This is a genomic window from Streptomyces sp. NPDC056734 (genome assembly GCF_042790455.1).
Lineage (GTDB): Bacteria > Actinomycetota > Actinomycetes > Streptomycetales > Streptomycetaceae > Streptomyces.
Genome location: NZ_JBHTZD010000001.1, coordinates 247,483 through 262,117, shown reverse-complemented (window position 1 = coordinate 262,117; position 14,635 = coordinate 247,483). Strand labels below are relative to the sequence as shown.

The window sequence follows — 14,635 nt, the reverse complement described above, 5'->3', positions numbered from 1 at the left end:
GCTCGTGGCGGGGTGGCTGCGAGAGGCGGGGTGGCTGCGAGAGGCGGGGTGGCGGACCATGCTGGTCGGCCGTTCCGGGGCCGTGACGCGCTGCCGCCCCCCGCGCCCAGTGCGGGCCGCGTCGGTATCGGTCACGGACCGGACGGGCCCGGGGTGCGTGTCCTGGCCGGCGTCGGCCGGGTGGATCGGCTGGTACGAGGGGGGCGCCGGGGGTGTCATGGCCGCTCCCCCGCCGGGCGCGTGTACAGCGCGGGGCGCCGGTCCGCGTGGACGTCGTTGGTTTCGCCGATGGCCTTGTTCCGGGCCTCGGTGAGGTCGAGGGTCGCGGTGAGGATCGCTTCCTCGCCCAGGCGCAGTTCCGTCACGGGGTAGCCGTCGGCGTCGATGATCGCGCTGCCGCCGAGCCAGTCCTGGCCCCGTTCGGTGCCGGTCCGGTCGGCGACCGCGACGAACATACGGTTGACGGAGGCGTCCGCCTGCATCCGTACGATCTCGCCCGGCCGCTCGCCGCGCGGTCGCGGGTACAGCGGCCAGTTGACCGGGCCGCACAGCAGTTCCGCGCCGTCCAGGGCCGCGAGCCGTACCCACTCCGGGAACTCCAGGTCGTAGCAGACCATGAACCCGATGCGGCCGTGCGGGGTGTCGATGACCGGCGGGGGAGTGTCGCCGGGGGTGAAGCCCCAGGTCTTCTCGCCGTTCCACAGGTGGGCCTTGCGGTAGGTGGCGCGCAGCCCGGTCGGGTCCACGAGGGCGGCGGCGTTGTACACATGCCCGTCCTCGGCGTGTTCCGCGAAGCCGCCGACGACGACCAGGTCATGGCGGGCGGCGAGCGCCTCCCACTCCTTGATCGTGTCGCCGTCCGGCGGCTCCGCCACGGTGCGGAGTTCCGCCGCGTCGGTGAAGACATAGCCGGTGGCGGCCAGCTCCGGCAGGACCACGACCTGCGCGCCGCGCTCCACGGCCGTCCGAACCGCCTCCCGTATCCGCCGCCGGTTCCCCATGACGTCGCCGACCTGGGGGGCGATCTGGCAGACGGCGACGGTGACCTCGGTGCCCCGGGGGGCGGCGGGGCGGGGTGACGGGCGGTTCATCGGTCGCTTCCCTCCAGTTCGGCTTCGCTCGCCGCGCGGGCGGCGGCCTCCGCCTCATGGTCCAGGTTCCGGGAGAACAGCAGGTAGAGCACGCTGGAGACGAGCAGTCCGACGACGAACGAGAAGTCCGCGCCGCCCAGGGCCTCCGCCGCGGGGCCGACGTAGAAGCTGGTCGAGAAGAAGGGGATCATCGCGGCGAAGCCGATGACATAGGCGGTGACGCCCCGCCACGCCCAGCGTCCGTAGATGCCGTCCGGCTTGAGGATCTCGGCGATGGCGTACTTCCCGCGGCGCACGAAGTAGAAGTCGACCAGGTTCACCGCGGTCCACGGGACGAGGAAGTACAGCATCATCAGGACGAAGTTGTTGAAGCTGCCGATGTAGTCGTCCGGGATCAGCAGGGCGACCACCAGGGACACCAGGCCCACCACGACGAGCCCGATGATGCGCAGCCGCACGGTGGGACGCACCTTGCGGAAGCCGTCCAGGGCGCTGGCGCCGGTGAGCATGGCGCCGTAGGCGTTGACTCCCATGATGGAGATCAGCGCGAGCACCGAGGCCATCACGACGATCAGGCCGAAGCCGGGGAAGAGCAGGTCGCCGACCTCGCGCAGGGCGAGGATGGGGTCGGGGTTCGGGAGGTAGCTGGCGAGGATCGCGCCCAGCGACATCAGCCACACGGCGGAGAACGCGGCACCCGCGTACACCGCGGTGATCAGCTTGCGCGCGGGCACCTTGGCGGGGAGGTAGCGGGTGTAGTCGGAGACGTAGACCGAGTAGCTGATGTTGTATCCGGCGGCGAGGGAGAACTGCACCAGGAAGGCGGTCAGGTCCCAGCCCGCCGTGGCGGCGGGTACGTCGGCGGGGGTCGGGTTGGAGCCGAAGTGGACGATCGCGACCACGGTGAGGACGGCGAAGACGGCCACCAGCAGATACGTGAGCCAGCGCTGGACGAAGTGCAGCAGGTCGTGGCCGACGACCGCGATGACGATGGAGACCGCGATCAGCACCGGGTACCAGAAGAGCTTGCCGTCCGGCAGCAGCAGTCCCAGGCCCTGCTCGGCGAGGACCGTGTCGAAGACGAGGAAGCCCACGTAGACGAAGACGGTCGCCGCGAACGGCACCGTGGAGCCGCGGCTGCCGAACTGCGCGCGGGACTGGATCATCTGGGGCAGGCCCATCCGGGGGCCCTGGTTGGCGTGGAAGGCCATGAAGAACGTACCGGCGCCGACGCCGAGCACGATGGCCAGCACGCTGTACCAGACGCTCAGGCCCATGGAGGCGCCGACGAACCCGGCGACCATGGTCGGCAGGACGAAGTTGCCGGTGAACCAGAACGGTCCCTGGTGCCAGACCTTGCCGTGCCGTTCGGCGGCGGGCACGTAGTCGATCGAGTGCTGCTCGATCGCCGAGTCACGCTGTGTCGCTGTGTCCGAGGAGGTCATCGCCTTCCCCTAACTTTCTCGGGGCCGGTCGTCCGGCACAGGCAGGTGGTCGGGTGTCATCGCCGAGAGGATCTCGTAGGCGGTGTGGGCCGCGGCGACGGCGGTGAGCTGGGCGTGGTCGTAGGCGGGGGCCACCTCGACCACGTCGGCGCCCACCAGGTGGGTGCCGCGCAGGGCGCGGATCATCGCGAGCAGCTCGCGGCTGGTCATCCCGCCCGCCTCGGGGGTCCCGGTGCCGGGGGCGTGGGCCGGGTCGAGGACGTCGATGTCGATGGAGAGGTACACGGGCCGGTCCCCGAGCCGGGCGAGCATGCGCTCGATCGCCCGGGGCAGTCCCTCGGTCTCGATCTCGGGGCTGGAGATCACGGCGAAGCCGAGGCGTTCGTCGTCCCGCAGGTCCTGGCGAGAGTACAGCGGGCCCCGGGTGCCCACGTGCAGGCTTGCGGTGAGGTCGATGAGTCCCTCCTCGGACGCGCGGCGGAAGGGGGTGCCGTGCGTGACGGGGGCACCGAAGTAGGTGTCCCAGGTGTCGAGGTGGGCGTCGAAGTGGAGCACGGCGAGCGGGCCGTGCCGCCGGGCGGCGGCGCGCAGCAGCGGCAGGGCGATGGTGTGGTCGCCGCCGAGGGTGAGCAGCCGGGTGCCGTCCGTGGTCAGTTCCCCGGCGGCGGCCTCGATCTGGGCCACCGCCTCGTCGAGGCTGAACGGGTTGGCCGAGATGTCGCCCGCGTCGGCGATCTGCTGGGCGGCGAAGGGGTCCACGTCCTGCGCGGGGTTGTAGGGCCGCAGCAGCCGGGACGCCTCGCGGATGTGCGCGGGTCCGAAGCGGGCGCCGGGCCGGTAGCTCACCCCGCTGTCGAAGGGGACGCCGACGACGGCGATGTCCGCGCGCGGGACGTCCTCCAGGCGGGGCAGCCGGGCGAAGGTCGCGAGCCCTGCGTAGCGGGGGCTCAGACTCGCGTCCGGGGGGCCTACCGGGGGCGTCGGGGGTTCGACGGAGTTCATCGGCGTCTCGATCTGTTCCAGGAGGGAAGTTACCTCTACAGGGAAGTTACCTATACACAACAAAGAATGCTTATTAGGCAACTTTCATTCCGGGTAGTGTTCGCTCTGAGTGACAGCTGTGTCAAGGGTCGTCTCTGTCAAGGGTCGCCCGGAGGCCGAACGAGTGACGCGAGGATGTCGATGAAAGCGCTGCACCCGACACCGTCCACCGATCCGGTCCGGGTCGGGGCGCGTCTGCGGGCCTCCCGCAAGGCCCAGGGCCTCACCATCGAGCAGGTCGCCGCCGCCACCGGTCTGACCAGGGGGTTCCTCAGCCGGGTCGAGCGTGACGAGACCTCACCGAGCGTCACCTCCCTGGTCACCCTGTGCCAGGTGCTGTCACTGCCCATCGGCTCGCTCTTCGAGGGCGCCGACACCGAGGTGATCCGGCTCGGCTCGGCCCCGCGCATCAACATGGGCGGACACGGCGTCGAGGACCGGATGGTCACACCCCGCACCCAGTCGAAGATCCAGATCCTGCGCTCACACCTTGAGCCGGACGCCCACGGCGGCGACCAGCTCTACACGATCAACTGTGACGTGGAAGTGCTGCACGTGGTCAGCGGCGAGGTCTCGGTCCGTTTCACCGACCGCACCGAGACACTCGCCGCCGGGGACACCCTGACCTTCTCCGGCCGCGAGCCGCACACCTGGCACAACTCCGGCCCCGGTCCCGCCGAGGTCACCTGGACCTTCGTCCCGGCGCCGTGGAGCGGGTCGCACTGAGGTCCGGACGGTATGTCGGGCATCGTCACCCGCTACGACACCGTCGTCACGCCGTACACCAGCGGCCTGCTCACGGGGGACGACGTCCGGACGCGTGGGCCAGCCGGACGAACTCACCGCAGACGTCCGGCGTTACGTGGTCGAACAGCCGGGTCCCGTCCTTGATCGCGGTGTCGAGCATGGCCGCGTCGGCGCCGGAGCGACGGGCGATGTCGGGCAGGGCCAGCGGGCCGACACAGCCGATCCGGTGGGCGTCGGCGTAGCCGGAGGCGACCACGAGCGCGTCCGGCCGGTAGTCCTTCACCGCCCGTACGACGCCGCTCATCACGTCGATGGCCTGCCCGGGCGTGGTACAGCCGTAGAGGCCGACCTTGATGTAGGTGGCGCCGGAGACGGCCGCGCCGAGCGCCGCCTGGGCCACCGTGCCCGGTTTGTAGGGCACGTCCCCGACGGTGGCGGACACCGGTATGCCGGCCGGGACCGCGTCCCGGATCTCCCGGATCACCCATGGGAAGTTCGCACCGAGGGAGCCATCGTCGGGCTTCTTGACAGGGCGCGAGGAGGCCGCTCGGGGGGTTGTCCGCCCGGGGCGTGCGCCGTGGGCGCCGGGGCGTGCGGACCGGCCCGTTCGGAGTCACCCGAAGGAGTGAGGAACTCCCGGTTCCGGCCGGCCGACTTCTCTGTCACCGGAACATCCGGCACACCCTCACGGCACAGGAGTCGACCCATGGCACAGCGGCAGTACACCGTCACCGGAATGACCTGCGAGCACTGCGCGGCCGGTATCACCCAGGAGGTCACGCGGGTGCCGGGCGTGAGTGACGTCGTGATCGACGTGGCCGCGAAGTCGGTGACCGTGCGTGGCACGGGACTCGATGACGACCTGCTGCGCGCCGCGATCACCGGGGCCGGATTCGGTATCAGCGCCCCTGTTCCCGCCTGACCGGCCGGTTTCTCGGGCGGTTCAGGGAGGACGGCCGGCCCGCTCGACCCCCGTGATGAGGTTGTGCGGGCCGGTGTCCGCCAGGTGGGCCATCCATGTCCGGGCGGCGGCGATGTCAGCCACGGTCAGCTGTCGCCAGCGAGCGTCAGTGGCCATCGGCGGGCATCGGCGGGCATCGGCGGGGCTTCAACCACCCGCCGCCGCCCGCACGACACGTCCCACGAGCCTCCGCCACCGCCTCGAAGTCGGCGTCAGTGACCAGGTCGACGGGACCGTCCGGGTCCGGATGGAAGTGGGTGACTCCGTCGCCGGTGACCTCCACGGACCCGCGCCGGGTCTCGTACAGCTGGGGCCGCAGCAGGGACAGTACGGTGATCGGGTCGTGCGGGACGCTCCAGCCCTCGCCGGCCGGGGGAAAGGACCGGCCCTCGTGCCCCGGCCCACCACACGTCCCGCCCGGACAGCGGCTTGGCCGCCCCGGGGACCACCAGGAGGTCATGGCCACGGTGTTGAGGATCAGGTCAGGCGGGTGACCGTTGAACATGCGATTCCTACTGTGCGGGGCGGACGAGCCGCTTCCCTCGATGAACGCGGTACGGGCGCTGCTTCAGCCCGCTGGTCGCGATCGACCGGGTGACGTGGCGCTGGAGCTGCAGCAGGAGGATCGCCAGGGGGATGGCGATGAGGACGACGTACGCGGCGAAGATCTGTCCGTGGTCGACGACGAGCTGTCACTGGAGATTGCCCAGCGCGATCGGGCCGAGTTGTTCGTCGGGTTCGGTGCCGATCGGCAGGGGTCACCTGAACGACTGCCACTGGAACAGGAAGAGCGTCAGCGGCGTCGCGGCCACGGCCGCCGGGAACATCGCGCCGCTGTGGCCGTGAACAATGCCACCCCCGCCGAGCAAGGAGCCCGCCTCGGCCGCCTGTGGCAGATTCGCCGCCTCGGCCAGGGCACGCAGACCACGGGCGGCACGATCCGGCTCGTACCAGCCGGGGCGCCCCGGTACGGAACCCCAGTCCACCGCGTCGATCCCCTCCAGCACAGCGGCATCCTCGCACGGGGCCGCCGATCCGGCTGTCCGGGACACAGTCGCCGTCGCCAACTCCGGCCGCTAGGTTGCTCTTTGACCTTTCATCGACCCGACCGGAGGCCAACGGCATGACGGAGATCTCGGCTGCCTCGATCGCGGCACGCAAGCGCATCAAGACCGACCAGCCGCACACGGCCCGGATCTGGAACTACTGGCTGGGCGGCAAGGACAACTACGCGGTCGACCAGGCGGCCGGGGACCAGATCCGCGAGCTGCACCCCGGCATCGGCGACTACGCCCTCGCCGACCGGCTGCTCCTCGGACGGGCCGTACGGCATCTCGCGGGCGAGTGCGGGATCCGGCAGTTCCTCGACATCGGCACCGGCCTGCCCACCGCCGACAACACGCACGAGGTCGCGCAGCGCGTCGCGCCGGAGTCCCGCATCGTCTACGTCGACAACGACCCCATCGTGCTGGCCCACGCAAAGGCCCTGCTGACCAGTACGCCGGAAGGACACACCGCCTACCTCGACGAGGATCTGCGCAATGTCGACGCGGTGCTGGAGCAGGCGTCGAGGACTCTGGACCTCGACAAGCCTGTGGCGCTGATGCTGCTCGGCGTGGTCATCTTCATCGAGGACGACGAGGAGGCGTACGGCGTGGTGCGGCGGCTCATGGACGCGCTTCCCACGGGCAGCCACCTCGTCCTCACCCACACCATCACCCGGCCCGACATGCCGGACGTCGACTCCGCGGTGGCCTTCTGGAACGAGCACGGCACCCCCAAGCTGACTCAGCGCACCCCGGCCGCCATCACGAAGTTCTTCGACGGGCTGGACCTCCTTGAGCCGGGCGTGGTGTCCTGCAACCGCTGGCGCCCGGACGACAGCGAGGCCGATCCGCCCGCCGAGGTGGCCATGTTCGGCGGCGTCGGACGCAAGTCCTGACCCAGTTCGGGCCTCCGCGCCGCGCTGCTACGGCCAGTAGCGCCGGCCCCTTCCAGACCCCCGCCGCCCGTGCGGAGCCCCCGGCAGCGGGCCGCCGGCCCCGTCAGCCCTCCCGGTCCCGGAGCACCGCTCGCGCCGGGAGGGTGACCGCGAGCAGGGCGAGGCCCACCGCGGCGGCGGCGAAGGACCCGTACACCAGCGGGGGTACGTACGGGGGCTCGCCGGTGAGGCCGCGTGTCATCGGGGTCAGGGTAGCCGCGGCGATGGCCGTGCCCAGGGCGACTCCGGCCACCGCGACCAGCAGTCCCTCCCAGCGCAGCATGTCCATCACCTGGCGCCTGGTGGCGCCGACGAGGCGGAGCATGCCGAGTTCGCGGCGGCGGTCGAGGACGGTCATCACGAGGGTGTTGGCCGCGGCGACGGCGGCGAAGCCGCCCAGGACGCCGGCCATCGTGTAGTTGGCCCAGGCGTTGAGAGCGCGGTCGGTGGTCCGCTCGACCGCGTAACCCGACGCGTCGGAGACCTCGCCCAGCGCCGCGAGGGCCTGCGCGTCTCCGCCCCGTACCAGCAGCGTGCTGTCGAAGCCCGACGTGACATGGGGGGTGAGGGAGGCGCGGTCCATGGTCACGGCGGCGAGGCCGAGCCCGCGGCCGTACACGGCGACGACCTCGGGGCTGGTCCTGGTGCCGTCCGGGAGGTACATGGGCAGCTGGTCGCCGACCGTGACCTTCGCCGAGGTGGCGAGCGTCCCGTCGATGGCGATACGGCCCTTTCCGAGCTGCTCCAGGCTGCCGGTGCGCACGTCGAGATCCTGCACCTTCGCGAGTTGCGCGCCGGAGCCGGAGACGCCCTGGGTCGCCGCGCTCTGAAGCCAGCGGTCGCCGCCCGACCCGACGGGCACGAGCACCTGCGCGTCGAGCAGGCCCACGGCCACGTCGACGCCGGGCGCGCGGGCGGCCAGGTCGACGGCCCCGGCGGGCAGCCCGGCGGGGTGCGTGATGACATGGTCCGCGGTGACGCCCGCGCGTAGTTGCTCCGCGGCGACATGGCTCTCGCTCGTGTGCAGGAAGGCGAGCGTCGACGCGAAGGCCATGGCCAGCACGATCGGGGTGATCGCGGACGCCAGCCGGCGGGCGTTCGTACGGGAGTTGGCGGCGGCGAGCCCGGCCGCGGCGCCACCGCCGCGCAGCGGAAGCCCGAACAGCGCCGCGCACAGCCGCGCCACCAGCGGACCGAGCAGCGCGACGGCGAGCATGAACAGCATGACGACGCCGAGGGCGGCGTTGGCCGCGTCCTCCCCGGCCGAACGGGCGGCGACGACACTGAGGAACCCGCCGCCCACCAGGGCGCCCAGGCCCAGCACGGTACGGATCACGCCCGGCCGCAATCGCTCCACCGACGCCTCGGTGAGCGCCTGCCCCGGCTTGATCTTCGCGCTCCGGCGCCCTGCCGCCCAGCCGCCGGCGAGCGCGGTCAGCAGCCCCGTACCGACGGCGACGACGAGCGGAATCCAGGAGACATACAGGTCCACGGGTTCCGGGATCGCCCCACGGTCCTTCAGCTGCCCGAACCACCAGTGCGCGAGCCCGATCCCGGGCAGGCAGCCGACCAGTCCGGCGAGCGGCGCGACGAGCAGCGCCTCGGCGGCGACCGCGCGGCGGATCTGCCGCGGGGTGGCGCCGATGGCACGCAGCAGCGCGAACTCCCTGGCGCGCTGGGCGACGGACAGTGCGACCGTGCCGGACGCCGTGAAGACGGCGACCAGGGCGGCGATCCCGCCGAAGGAACCGCCGAGCCCGGTGAGTGTCTCCTTGGCGTACCCGAGCCCGCGGTCCTCCAGGGCGCCGCGGTCGTCGCCGGTGTGCACCTCGGCGCCGGAGCCGCCGAGCGCCTTCTTCACGGCGGCGGCGAGGGTGTCGGTGTCCACCCCGTCCTTCGCCAGTACGGCGATGGCGTCGGCCTTGCCCGGATGCCCGGCGAGCGCGGAGGACTGGGCGTCGGCGAACCAGGCTGTGGCGGCCTCGGCAGCCGTGTCGCCGGACCCGCCCTTCGCCAGCCCCGAGACGCGGAAGTCGCCCCGCCCGGCGGCGGTTTCGAGCGCGACGGTGTCACCCATGCCCGCCTGCGCGGTCCGTGCGGCGGCGGCGTCGAGCACGACCTCGCCGGTACGGGGCGCGGCCCCGGCGGTGAGCGTGGTGCCGGTGAAGGCGTGCGCTCCCCAGCCGTGGCCCGTCAGCGCGGTGTCGCCCTGGCGCACCGGGAACGTGAAGTCCGCCAACGCCGCCGCAGCGCCGGGCGCGCGGGCCGCCCGGTCGGCCAGCGCGGTGTCCACGCGTGCTGTGTCCGGCAGCGGGTTCACCGACTCGTAGCGGCTGTCGCCGCTGCCCACGACGAGGCGGGCGTACTGGTCCGCCGCCGCGACGACCGGCGCCTTCGCGTACCGCTGGGCGGGCACCGACGCGCGGGCGCCCGTCTCCAGGAGGATGCCGCAGGCCGAGACGATCAGCGCCGCCATGATCAGCGCGACGAAGGTGCCGGCGAAGGACGCGGGCTTGAAGCGCACGGCCGCGCGGGCGAGGCCGTTGGGGACGAAGCGGGTGGGGACGAAGCGGTCGGTGACGTTGCCTTTGGGGGCGTTGCCTTTGGGGGCGTTGCCTTTGGGGGCGTTGCTCGTCACGCCGCGGTCCCCGCCATCGCGGCCGTACGGGAGGTGAGGTCGGCCATGCGTGCCGTGATCTGCTCCGCCGAGCCGCGGTCGAGGCCGCCCGCGAAGACTCCGTCCGCGAGGAACAGCACGCGGTCGGCCCAGGCAGCGGCGGCGGGGTCGTGGGTGACCATGACGACGGTGGCGCCGAGGGTGTCCACCGCGTGCCGGAGCAGTCCGAGGATCTCGGCGGCGGTGCCGGTGTCGAGGGCGCCGGTGGGCTCGTCGGCGAAGATGACGTCCGGGCCGGTGACCAGGGCGCGGGCGATGGCGACGCGCTGCTGCTGGCCGCCGGACAACTCGCCGGGCCGGCGCTTCGCCTTGTCGGCGAGGCCGACCTGGGCGAGCACCGCGTGCGCCCGGCGGCGGTCCTGACGCTGCCCGGCGAGACGTATCGGCAGCAGTACGTTCTGCTCCGCTGTGAGGGAGGGCAGCAGATTGAATGCCTGGAAGACAAAGCCGAGGCGGCTGCGGCGCAACTCGGTGAGCTGGTTCTCGCCCATGCCGGTGATCTCCGTACCGCCGAGGCGCACCGAGCCGGCCGACGGGCGGTCGAGACCGGCAGCACACTGGAGGAACGTGGACTTGCCGGAGCCGGACGGTCCCATGACGGCCGTGAACGTACCGCGAGGCAGGGCGAGTTCGATGCCGGCGAGGGCGTGCACGACGTTGCCGCCACGGCCGTACCGCCGTCGGACGCCGCGCAGTTCGACGGCGAGACCGGGCGTGCCCTGGGCCTCCGGCCGGTCGTCCGTCTTCCGCCGCCTGCCGCCGCGCAACCTCATGTCCATCCTCTCGTGATCTCTTCGAGCTGACGCTCTTCGAGTCGATGATTCGAAGCTACGGATCGCGGTCATGGCGGAACATGGCGGCGGCTGGCGGATCGGGGGTGGGGATAACCCGAGGACGGGCGGCGGGCACACCCGAGCATGGGTGGCACAGCCGCGGAGCAGCCCCCGCTGGCCGGCCGCCGGCCCCGGCTGCTGGCCCCGGCTTGGGCGTCTTGACGGCAGTGACGGCGAAACCGCTACCGTACGCAGGTCCGTGGCCACGTTCATCGCAGGGCGCGGTGGGTGAGAAATTGGGGGATTCATGTCGTTCGAAGAGGAATGGGCCGAACTCCGTGCGGCTGCGGAGCAGCGCGGTGCCATGCGGCTCAATGGTGTTCCGGCCGAGAGCGGCGGGGGCAGCGGGGCGCCCAATCTGGTGGTCAACCGGGACGACCTCGGCCGTATCGGGAGCGACGCCTATGAACTGCGCGGGCGATTGTCCAAGGACGGGGACCACGCCCGCCCCACCACCTTCGACGCGGCGATCGCACTGACCAACGGCGAGTTCGTCAGCGGTTCCGCACTGCTCAAGGTGCACGACCGCTGGAACACCCATATGAAGACGCTGCTCGACGCCTGTGCGCAGATCTCGAATCATCTGGACTACACGAAGGCTCAACATTCCAAGGACGATGTGAAGATCCAGGGCGGTCTGACCGCGGTCTCCAAGCTCACGGAATACTTGCGGTAGGAACGACGGCACTGAATGTGTTCAAGGCATATGTGACGTAACGGGGTCGGGGGAACTGCGACATGCTGAAGTACGAGGACGTCATCGACGCCCCGGTGGGCAAGCTGAAGGCTGCCGCCGACGACTGGACCGAGATGACGACCAGGCTGGAGAAACTGGCGCGGGACGCCGCCGACGGGATGAAGACCCGGGCGGACCAGGCGAGGTGGGAGGGCGTCAACGCGGGCGTCACCAAGGAGTTCATCGCCAAGACGGCCAAGGAGTTCACGGACGCCGCCGCCGAGGCCAAGGGCGTGAAACTGATCCTTGAGGAGGCCCATACGGCCATCAAGAAGGCCCAGGACGACCTGGTGAACATCCGCGACCACGAAGGACCGGCCGCCAACATCCATGTGGACGCCAAGGGCAAGGTCACGGCCCGGGAGTCGGTGACCGAGCTGCCCGCGTCCCAGCGTGCCCGCGATCCGGACTACCTGGATCTGGTGCGCCGGGAGAACGACAACATCGCCGCCTGGCAGCGGAAGATAGACCTCATCGTCGACAACTGCGACGACACGGACCTGGCCTTCAAGAACTCCCTGGAAGCCAACGTCACCGATCGCAAGGACTTCAGCGCCCCGACGTACACGAAACTGGACGAGGAAGAGGCCGCGCGGGCCGCCGCCCTGGCCGCCAAGGGCGCCGACCTCACCCACACCGAACTCCAGTCCCTCAACGAGCTGCTCAAGGACAACAGTTCATCGGCGACGTTCGCGAAGGGCTTCTACGAGAGGCTCGGCCCCGAGAAGTCCCTCGCCTTCTTCGGTCAGCTCTCCACCGACCTCTCCGAGGGCGGCGAGGTCGACTCGCAGCGACTCAAGGACGTCCAGGAACTCCAGCGGAATCTGGGGCTGAACCTGGCCACCGCCTCCCGCGACCAGGCGTTCACCGCCGAGTGGGGCCCGGAGCTGCGCAAACTGGGCACGGAACACATCCCACTGACGAAATACGACGCCAGTGGGCCCTACGGGTATCAGCTGCTCGGCGGCATCATGCGGTACGGGAACTACGACGCGAAGTTCCTCAATCCGATCGCCGAGCATGTCGCACAGCTCCACCAGAAGAACCCGGACATGTTCGCCGAGAACAAGTTGGCGAACAGTGCCAACAAGAACCCGTTCAATTCCTCCGGTGTCAATGGCGCGGGCTTCGACCCGATGACCTCCATGCTGGAGGCCCTGGGCAACAGCCCGGAAGCAGCCAAGCGCTTCTTCGCCGATCCGCCGACCGCGTACAACGAGGACGGCACGGTCGACAAGGACGCGACAGCCGACCTCGGGAAGGCCGACGGCACCCCGATCGACAACTACCTCGACTTCTTCGCGACGGAGAAGTGGGAACTCTTCGGCGACATCAACGGACACGACGAGACGGAACTCGAAGGCGCCCTCAACTACATGCCCGACGCCCTGGGGAAGGCCCTGGAGGCCGCGACCCTCGGCTATCCCGCCGGACAGCCGGACGCCTCGGTGGTCCGGGACGCGGACAACGCCGCGGTCATGCAGCAGGTCATGGAGAAGTACGGGTCGGACGCGGGCCTGCTCAAGTATCAGGAGGCACTGTCGGACAGCCTCGGGACGATGGGTGCCGGGTATATCGATGACATCAACTGGGCCTTGGACCAGAACCACTGGGACAGCGTCTTCGCACCGGGCACGAATCCGGAAGGGCACCTCGACTTCGCGGAAACCGACGACGGCAACGGACGCAGTGTTGTCCGGGGCTTCCTCAGCGCCCTTGGCCAGCACCCCGACGCCTACGCCACGCTGTCGACCGCCGAGCAGATCTACACACGCAGTGTCCTGGAGGGACAGGCCGCCCCGGATGGTACGCCCGACATCGGTGCGGCCCGAGCGACGGTGTTCACCGGAGCCGAGGTGCAGGGCATGCTCGACCAGTCACGCGCCGACCAGGTCGAGGCCACCCACTTCAAGACCCACGAGGACTATGAGAAAGCGGTCGAGAAGCGTTCCGGCTGGGTCCAGTTCGGCGCGACCGTCGGTGTCGCGGCGGGCGTCGCCTTCCTGCCAGTGACGGCGGCCGTAGGCACGGCCGCCGTCCTGATCCCTCTCGCGACGGACACCGCCGCCGGCGCGCTGGAACAGGGCATCGGCCAGTTCGTCGGCGACTTGTCACAAGGCTCGGTCGACGAACACAAGGAGAAGATCGAGGAACTCAATGAGACGGAGACGAAAGCGATCTACTCCGCAGGTGAACAGCGGGTCGAAGTCTCAGTGACAGACTTCATCGAGCGGTACATGGACTACCAGGATGATTCCGCCCAGGACCTCAGGCAATCCGCGATGCTCGGCTACTCCACCGGCAACGACCGCGAGAATCAACAAGGCCACGACCCGGTAACGGACTGAGACCGGCCGCAACCGACCCTTGCGACAAGACAGAAGGACGCTGATAGTGATCACCCGTAAGAGGACACGCGAACTGCTGAGCGCCGTCGTGGCCGGTTCCTTGTCACTCGCGCTCGTGGGTTGCAGCGGGGAAGACGACGGAGGGAAACCGGTCCCCATCGTGGCGGCCGAACAACTCTGCGGTGGGACGGTCATCTCCCCTGCCGCCGCCAAGGCCCTCGAAGTGATCATGGGTGTGGACCAGTTCGAGGAGTCCCACGAGGAACACACCATTCCGCTCGCTGTCCAGGATCTGAAGCTCACCGGCAAGACCACGGGCACCGGCAACGAAGACATCTGCCGGATCCACACACCTCTCGATGCCCTCACCGATACGCTGCGCGTGAGGTGGTTCCTGACAGACAGTACAGCGACCGGGGAGAGCATGGACTCGAAGTTCACCGAGCTCCCGATGGGTACTCTGGCCGCCACCGCTCCCGACATGGCATTCGTCTCCTTCGACTGCCACGACAACAACAGCCCGCTCACGTCCGTCCCGTACCGCATCGAGATCTTCGTCGAGACCACGGAACTGCCCGTCGAACCCGAGGGCGACCCCCAAGCGCTCGAAGACGCCTTCGCCACCCTCGCCCACGCCTTCGCGGTGGCCATTTCGAAGGAGCTGCGCTGCACGGACAACGGCGGGCTGAAGGCCGAGCCGTCACTCACCCCGGTGCAGCCGTAGCGCACGGGGCTCTCGATCGTCATGTGCTCCTCGGTGGCCGAGGCTCAGCAG

The 14,635-nt window shown here is 70.3% G+C and carries 14 protein-coding genes and 1 pseudogene; 6 read left to right on the top strand and 9 right to left on the bottom strand.

Annotated features, from left to right (window positions below):
• Positions 1 to 215: 215 nt before the first annotated feature.
• Genes ACFRFC_RS01020 through speB form a run of 3 tightly spaced genes read right to left on the bottom strand, consistent with a single transcriptional unit; the run spans position 216 to position 3,538 of the window.
• Positions 216 to 1,091, bottom strand: coding sequence for a nitrilase family protein (locus ACFRFC_RS01020; RefSeq protein WP_382679777.1), 876 nt, complete (start codon positions 1,089 to 1,091; stop codon positions 216 to 218).
• Positions 1,088 to 2,536, bottom strand: coding sequence for a purine-cytosine permease family protein (locus ACFRFC_RS01015; protein WP_382679775.1), 1,449 nt, complete (start codon positions 2,534 to 2,536; stop codon positions 1,088 to 1,090). Before ACFRFC_RS01015 ends, ACFRFC_RS01020 begins: the two co-directional genes overlap by 4 nt.
• A 9-nt stretch (positions 2,537 to 2,545) precedes the next feature.
• Positions 2,546 to 3,538 (bottom strand): agmatinase, encoded by a 993-nt coding sequence (gene speB, locus ACFRFC_RS01010; protein WP_382679773.1) that lies wholly within the window; start codon positions 3,536 to 3,538, stop codon positions 2,546 to 2,548.
• Positions 3,539 to 3,718: 180 nt separating this feature from the next.
• On the opposite strand from speB, the gene ACFRFC_RS01005 reads away from it, so the two are divergent.
• On the top strand, positions 3,719 to 4,303 hold the full coding sequence (locus ACFRFC_RS01005) for a helix-turn-helix domain-containing protein (protein ID WP_382679771.1): 585 nt from the start codon (positions 3,719 to 3,721) through the stop codon (positions 4,301 to 4,303).
• An 85-nt stretch (positions 4,304 to 4,388) separates the two neighbouring features.
• Here ACFRFC_RS01005 and ACFRFC_RS01000 read toward each other — a convergent pair.
• A pseudogene (locus tag ACFRFC_RS01000) lies at positions 4,389 to 4,853 on the bottom strand ((5-formylfuran-3-yl)methyl phosphate synthase); the annotation flags it as partial.
• A 177-nt stretch (positions 4,854 to 5,030) separates the two neighbouring features.
• On the opposite strand from ACFRFC_RS01000, the gene ACFRFC_RS00995 reads away from it, so the two are divergent.
• The gene (locus ACFRFC_RS00995) at positions 5,031 to 5,246 is read left to right on the top strand and encodes a heavy-metal-associated domain-containing protein (protein WP_382679769.1); all 216 of its coding nucleotides are present in this window, start codon (positions 5,031 to 5,033) and stop codon (positions 5,244 to 5,246) included.
• A gap of 21 nt (positions 5,247 to 5,267) precedes the next feature.
• On the opposite strand, the gene ACFRFC_RS00990 is transcribed toward ACFRFC_RS00995, so the two are convergent.
• From ACFRFC_RS00990 to ACFRFC_RS00980, 3 genes are all read right to left on the bottom strand, one after another.
• Positions 5,268 to 5,402, bottom strand: a complete 135-nt coding sequence (locus tag ACFRFC_RS00990; RefSeq protein ID WP_382679767.1) for a hypothetical protein — start codon at positions 5,400 to 5,402, stop codon at positions 5,268 to 5,270.
• Entirely contained in the window at positions 5,392 to 5,790 is a 399-nt protein-coding gene (locus ACFRFC_RS00985; RefSeq protein WP_382679765.1) for a hypothetical protein, read from the bottom strand. The genes ACFRFC_RS00990 and ACFRFC_RS00985 overlap by 11 nt, the downstream gene beginning before the upstream one ends.
• 253 nt (positions 5,791 to 6,043) lie before the next feature.
• Positions 6,044 to 6,292, bottom strand: coding sequence for a hypothetical protein (locus ACFRFC_RS00980; RefSeq protein ID WP_382679763.1), 249 nt, complete (start codon positions 6,290 to 6,292; stop codon positions 6,044 to 6,046).
• A gap of 116 nt (positions 6,293 to 6,408) precedes the next feature.
• Here ACFRFC_RS00980 and ACFRFC_RS00975 point away from each other — a divergent pair, with 116 nt between their 5' ends.
• The gene (locus ACFRFC_RS00975) at positions 6,409 to 7,227 is read left to right on the top strand and encodes an SAM-dependent methyltransferase (RefSeq protein ID WP_382679761.1); all 819 of its coding nucleotides are present in this window, start codon (positions 6,409 to 6,411) and stop codon (positions 7,225 to 7,227) included.
• A gap of 103 nt (positions 7,228 to 7,330) precedes the next feature.
• Here the strand turns inward: ACFRFC_RS00975 and ACFRFC_RS00970 are convergent, their stop codons facing one another.
• Both ACFRFC_RS00970 and ACFRFC_RS00965 read right to left on the bottom strand, forming a co-directional pair.
• The gene (locus ACFRFC_RS00970; RefSeq protein ID WP_382680165.1) at positions 7,331 to 9,790 is read right to left on the bottom strand and encodes an ABC transporter permease; all 2,460 of its coding nucleotides are present in this window, start codon (positions 9,788 to 9,790) and stop codon (positions 7,331 to 7,333) included.
• A gap of 110 nt (positions 9,791 to 9,900) precedes the next feature.
• Positions 9,901 to 10,716, bottom strand: a complete 816-nt coding sequence (locus ACFRFC_RS00965) for an ABC transporter ATP-binding protein (protein ID WP_382679759.1) — start codon at positions 10,714 to 10,716, stop codon at positions 9,901 to 9,903.
• A gap of 307 nt (positions 10,717 to 11,023) precedes the next feature.
• Here ACFRFC_RS00965 and ACFRFC_RS00960 point away from each other — a divergent pair, with 307 nt between their 5' ends.
• The 3 genes from ACFRFC_RS00960 (at position 11,024) to ACFRFC_RS00950 (ending at position 14,584) form a co-directional block, all read left to right on the top strand.
• Positions 11,024 to 11,452: a hypothetical protein gene (locus tag ACFRFC_RS00960; protein WP_382679757.1), complete on the top strand. Its 429-nt coding sequence runs from the start codon at positions 11,024 to 11,026 to the stop codon at positions 11,450 to 11,452.
• Between the two features lie 62 nt (positions 11,453 to 11,514).
• Positions 11,515 to 13,860, top strand: coding sequence for a hypothetical protein (locus tag ACFRFC_RS00955; protein WP_382679755.1), 2,346 nt, complete (start codon positions 11,515 to 11,517; stop codon positions 13,858 to 13,860).
• A 46-nt stretch (positions 13,861 to 13,906) separates the two neighbouring features.
• Positions 13,907 to 14,584, top strand: a complete 678-nt coding sequence (locus ACFRFC_RS00950) for a hypothetical protein (RefSeq protein WP_382679753.1) — start codon at positions 13,907 to 13,909, stop codon at positions 14,582 to 14,584.
• Positions 14,585 to 14,635 lie beyond the last annotated feature (51 nt).

Coding starts and splice junctions, on each gene's coding strand:
- ACFRFC_RS00960 (WP_382679757.1), top strand. CDS start 11,024: ATGTCGTTCGAAGAGGAATGGGCCGAACTCCGTGCGGCTGCGGAGCAG.
- ACFRFC_RS01020 (WP_382679777.1), bottom strand. CDS start 1,091: ATGAACCGCCCGTCACCCCGCCCCGCCGCCCCCCGGGGCACCGAGGTC.
- ACFRFC_RS00975 (WP_382679761.1), top strand. CDS start 6,409: ATGACGGAGATCTCGGCTGCCTCGATCGCGGCACGCAAGCGCATCAAG.
- speB (WP_382679773.1), bottom strand. CDS start 3,538: ATGAACTCCGTCGAACCCCCGACGCCCCCGGTAGGCCCCCCGGACGCG.
- ACFRFC_RS00965 (WP_382679759.1), bottom strand. CDS start 10,716: ATGAGGTTGCGCGGCGGCAGGCGGCGGAAGACGGACGACCGGCCGGAG.
- ACFRFC_RS00995 (WP_382679769.1), top strand. CDS start 5,031: ATGGCACAGCGGCAGTACACCGTCACCGGAATGACCTGCGAGCACTGC.
- ACFRFC_RS00985 (WP_382679765.1), bottom strand. CDS start 5,790: ATGTTCAACGGTCACCCGCCTGACCTGATCCTCAACACCGTGGCCATG.
- ACFRFC_RS00955 (WP_382679755.1), top strand. CDS start 11,515: ATGCTGAAGTACGAGGACGTCATCGACGCCCCGGTGGGCAAGCTGAAG.
- ACFRFC_RS00990 (WP_382679767.1), bottom strand. CDS start 5,402: ATGGCCACTGACGCTCGCTGGCGACAGCTGACCGTGGCTGACATCGCC.
- ACFRFC_RS01015 (WP_382679775.1), bottom strand. CDS start 2,536: ATGACCTCCTCGGACACAGCGACACAGCGTGACTCGGCGATCGAGCAG.
- ACFRFC_RS01005 (WP_382679771.1), top strand. CDS start 3,719: ATGAAAGCGCTGCACCCGACACCGTCCACCGATCCGGTCCGGGTCGGG.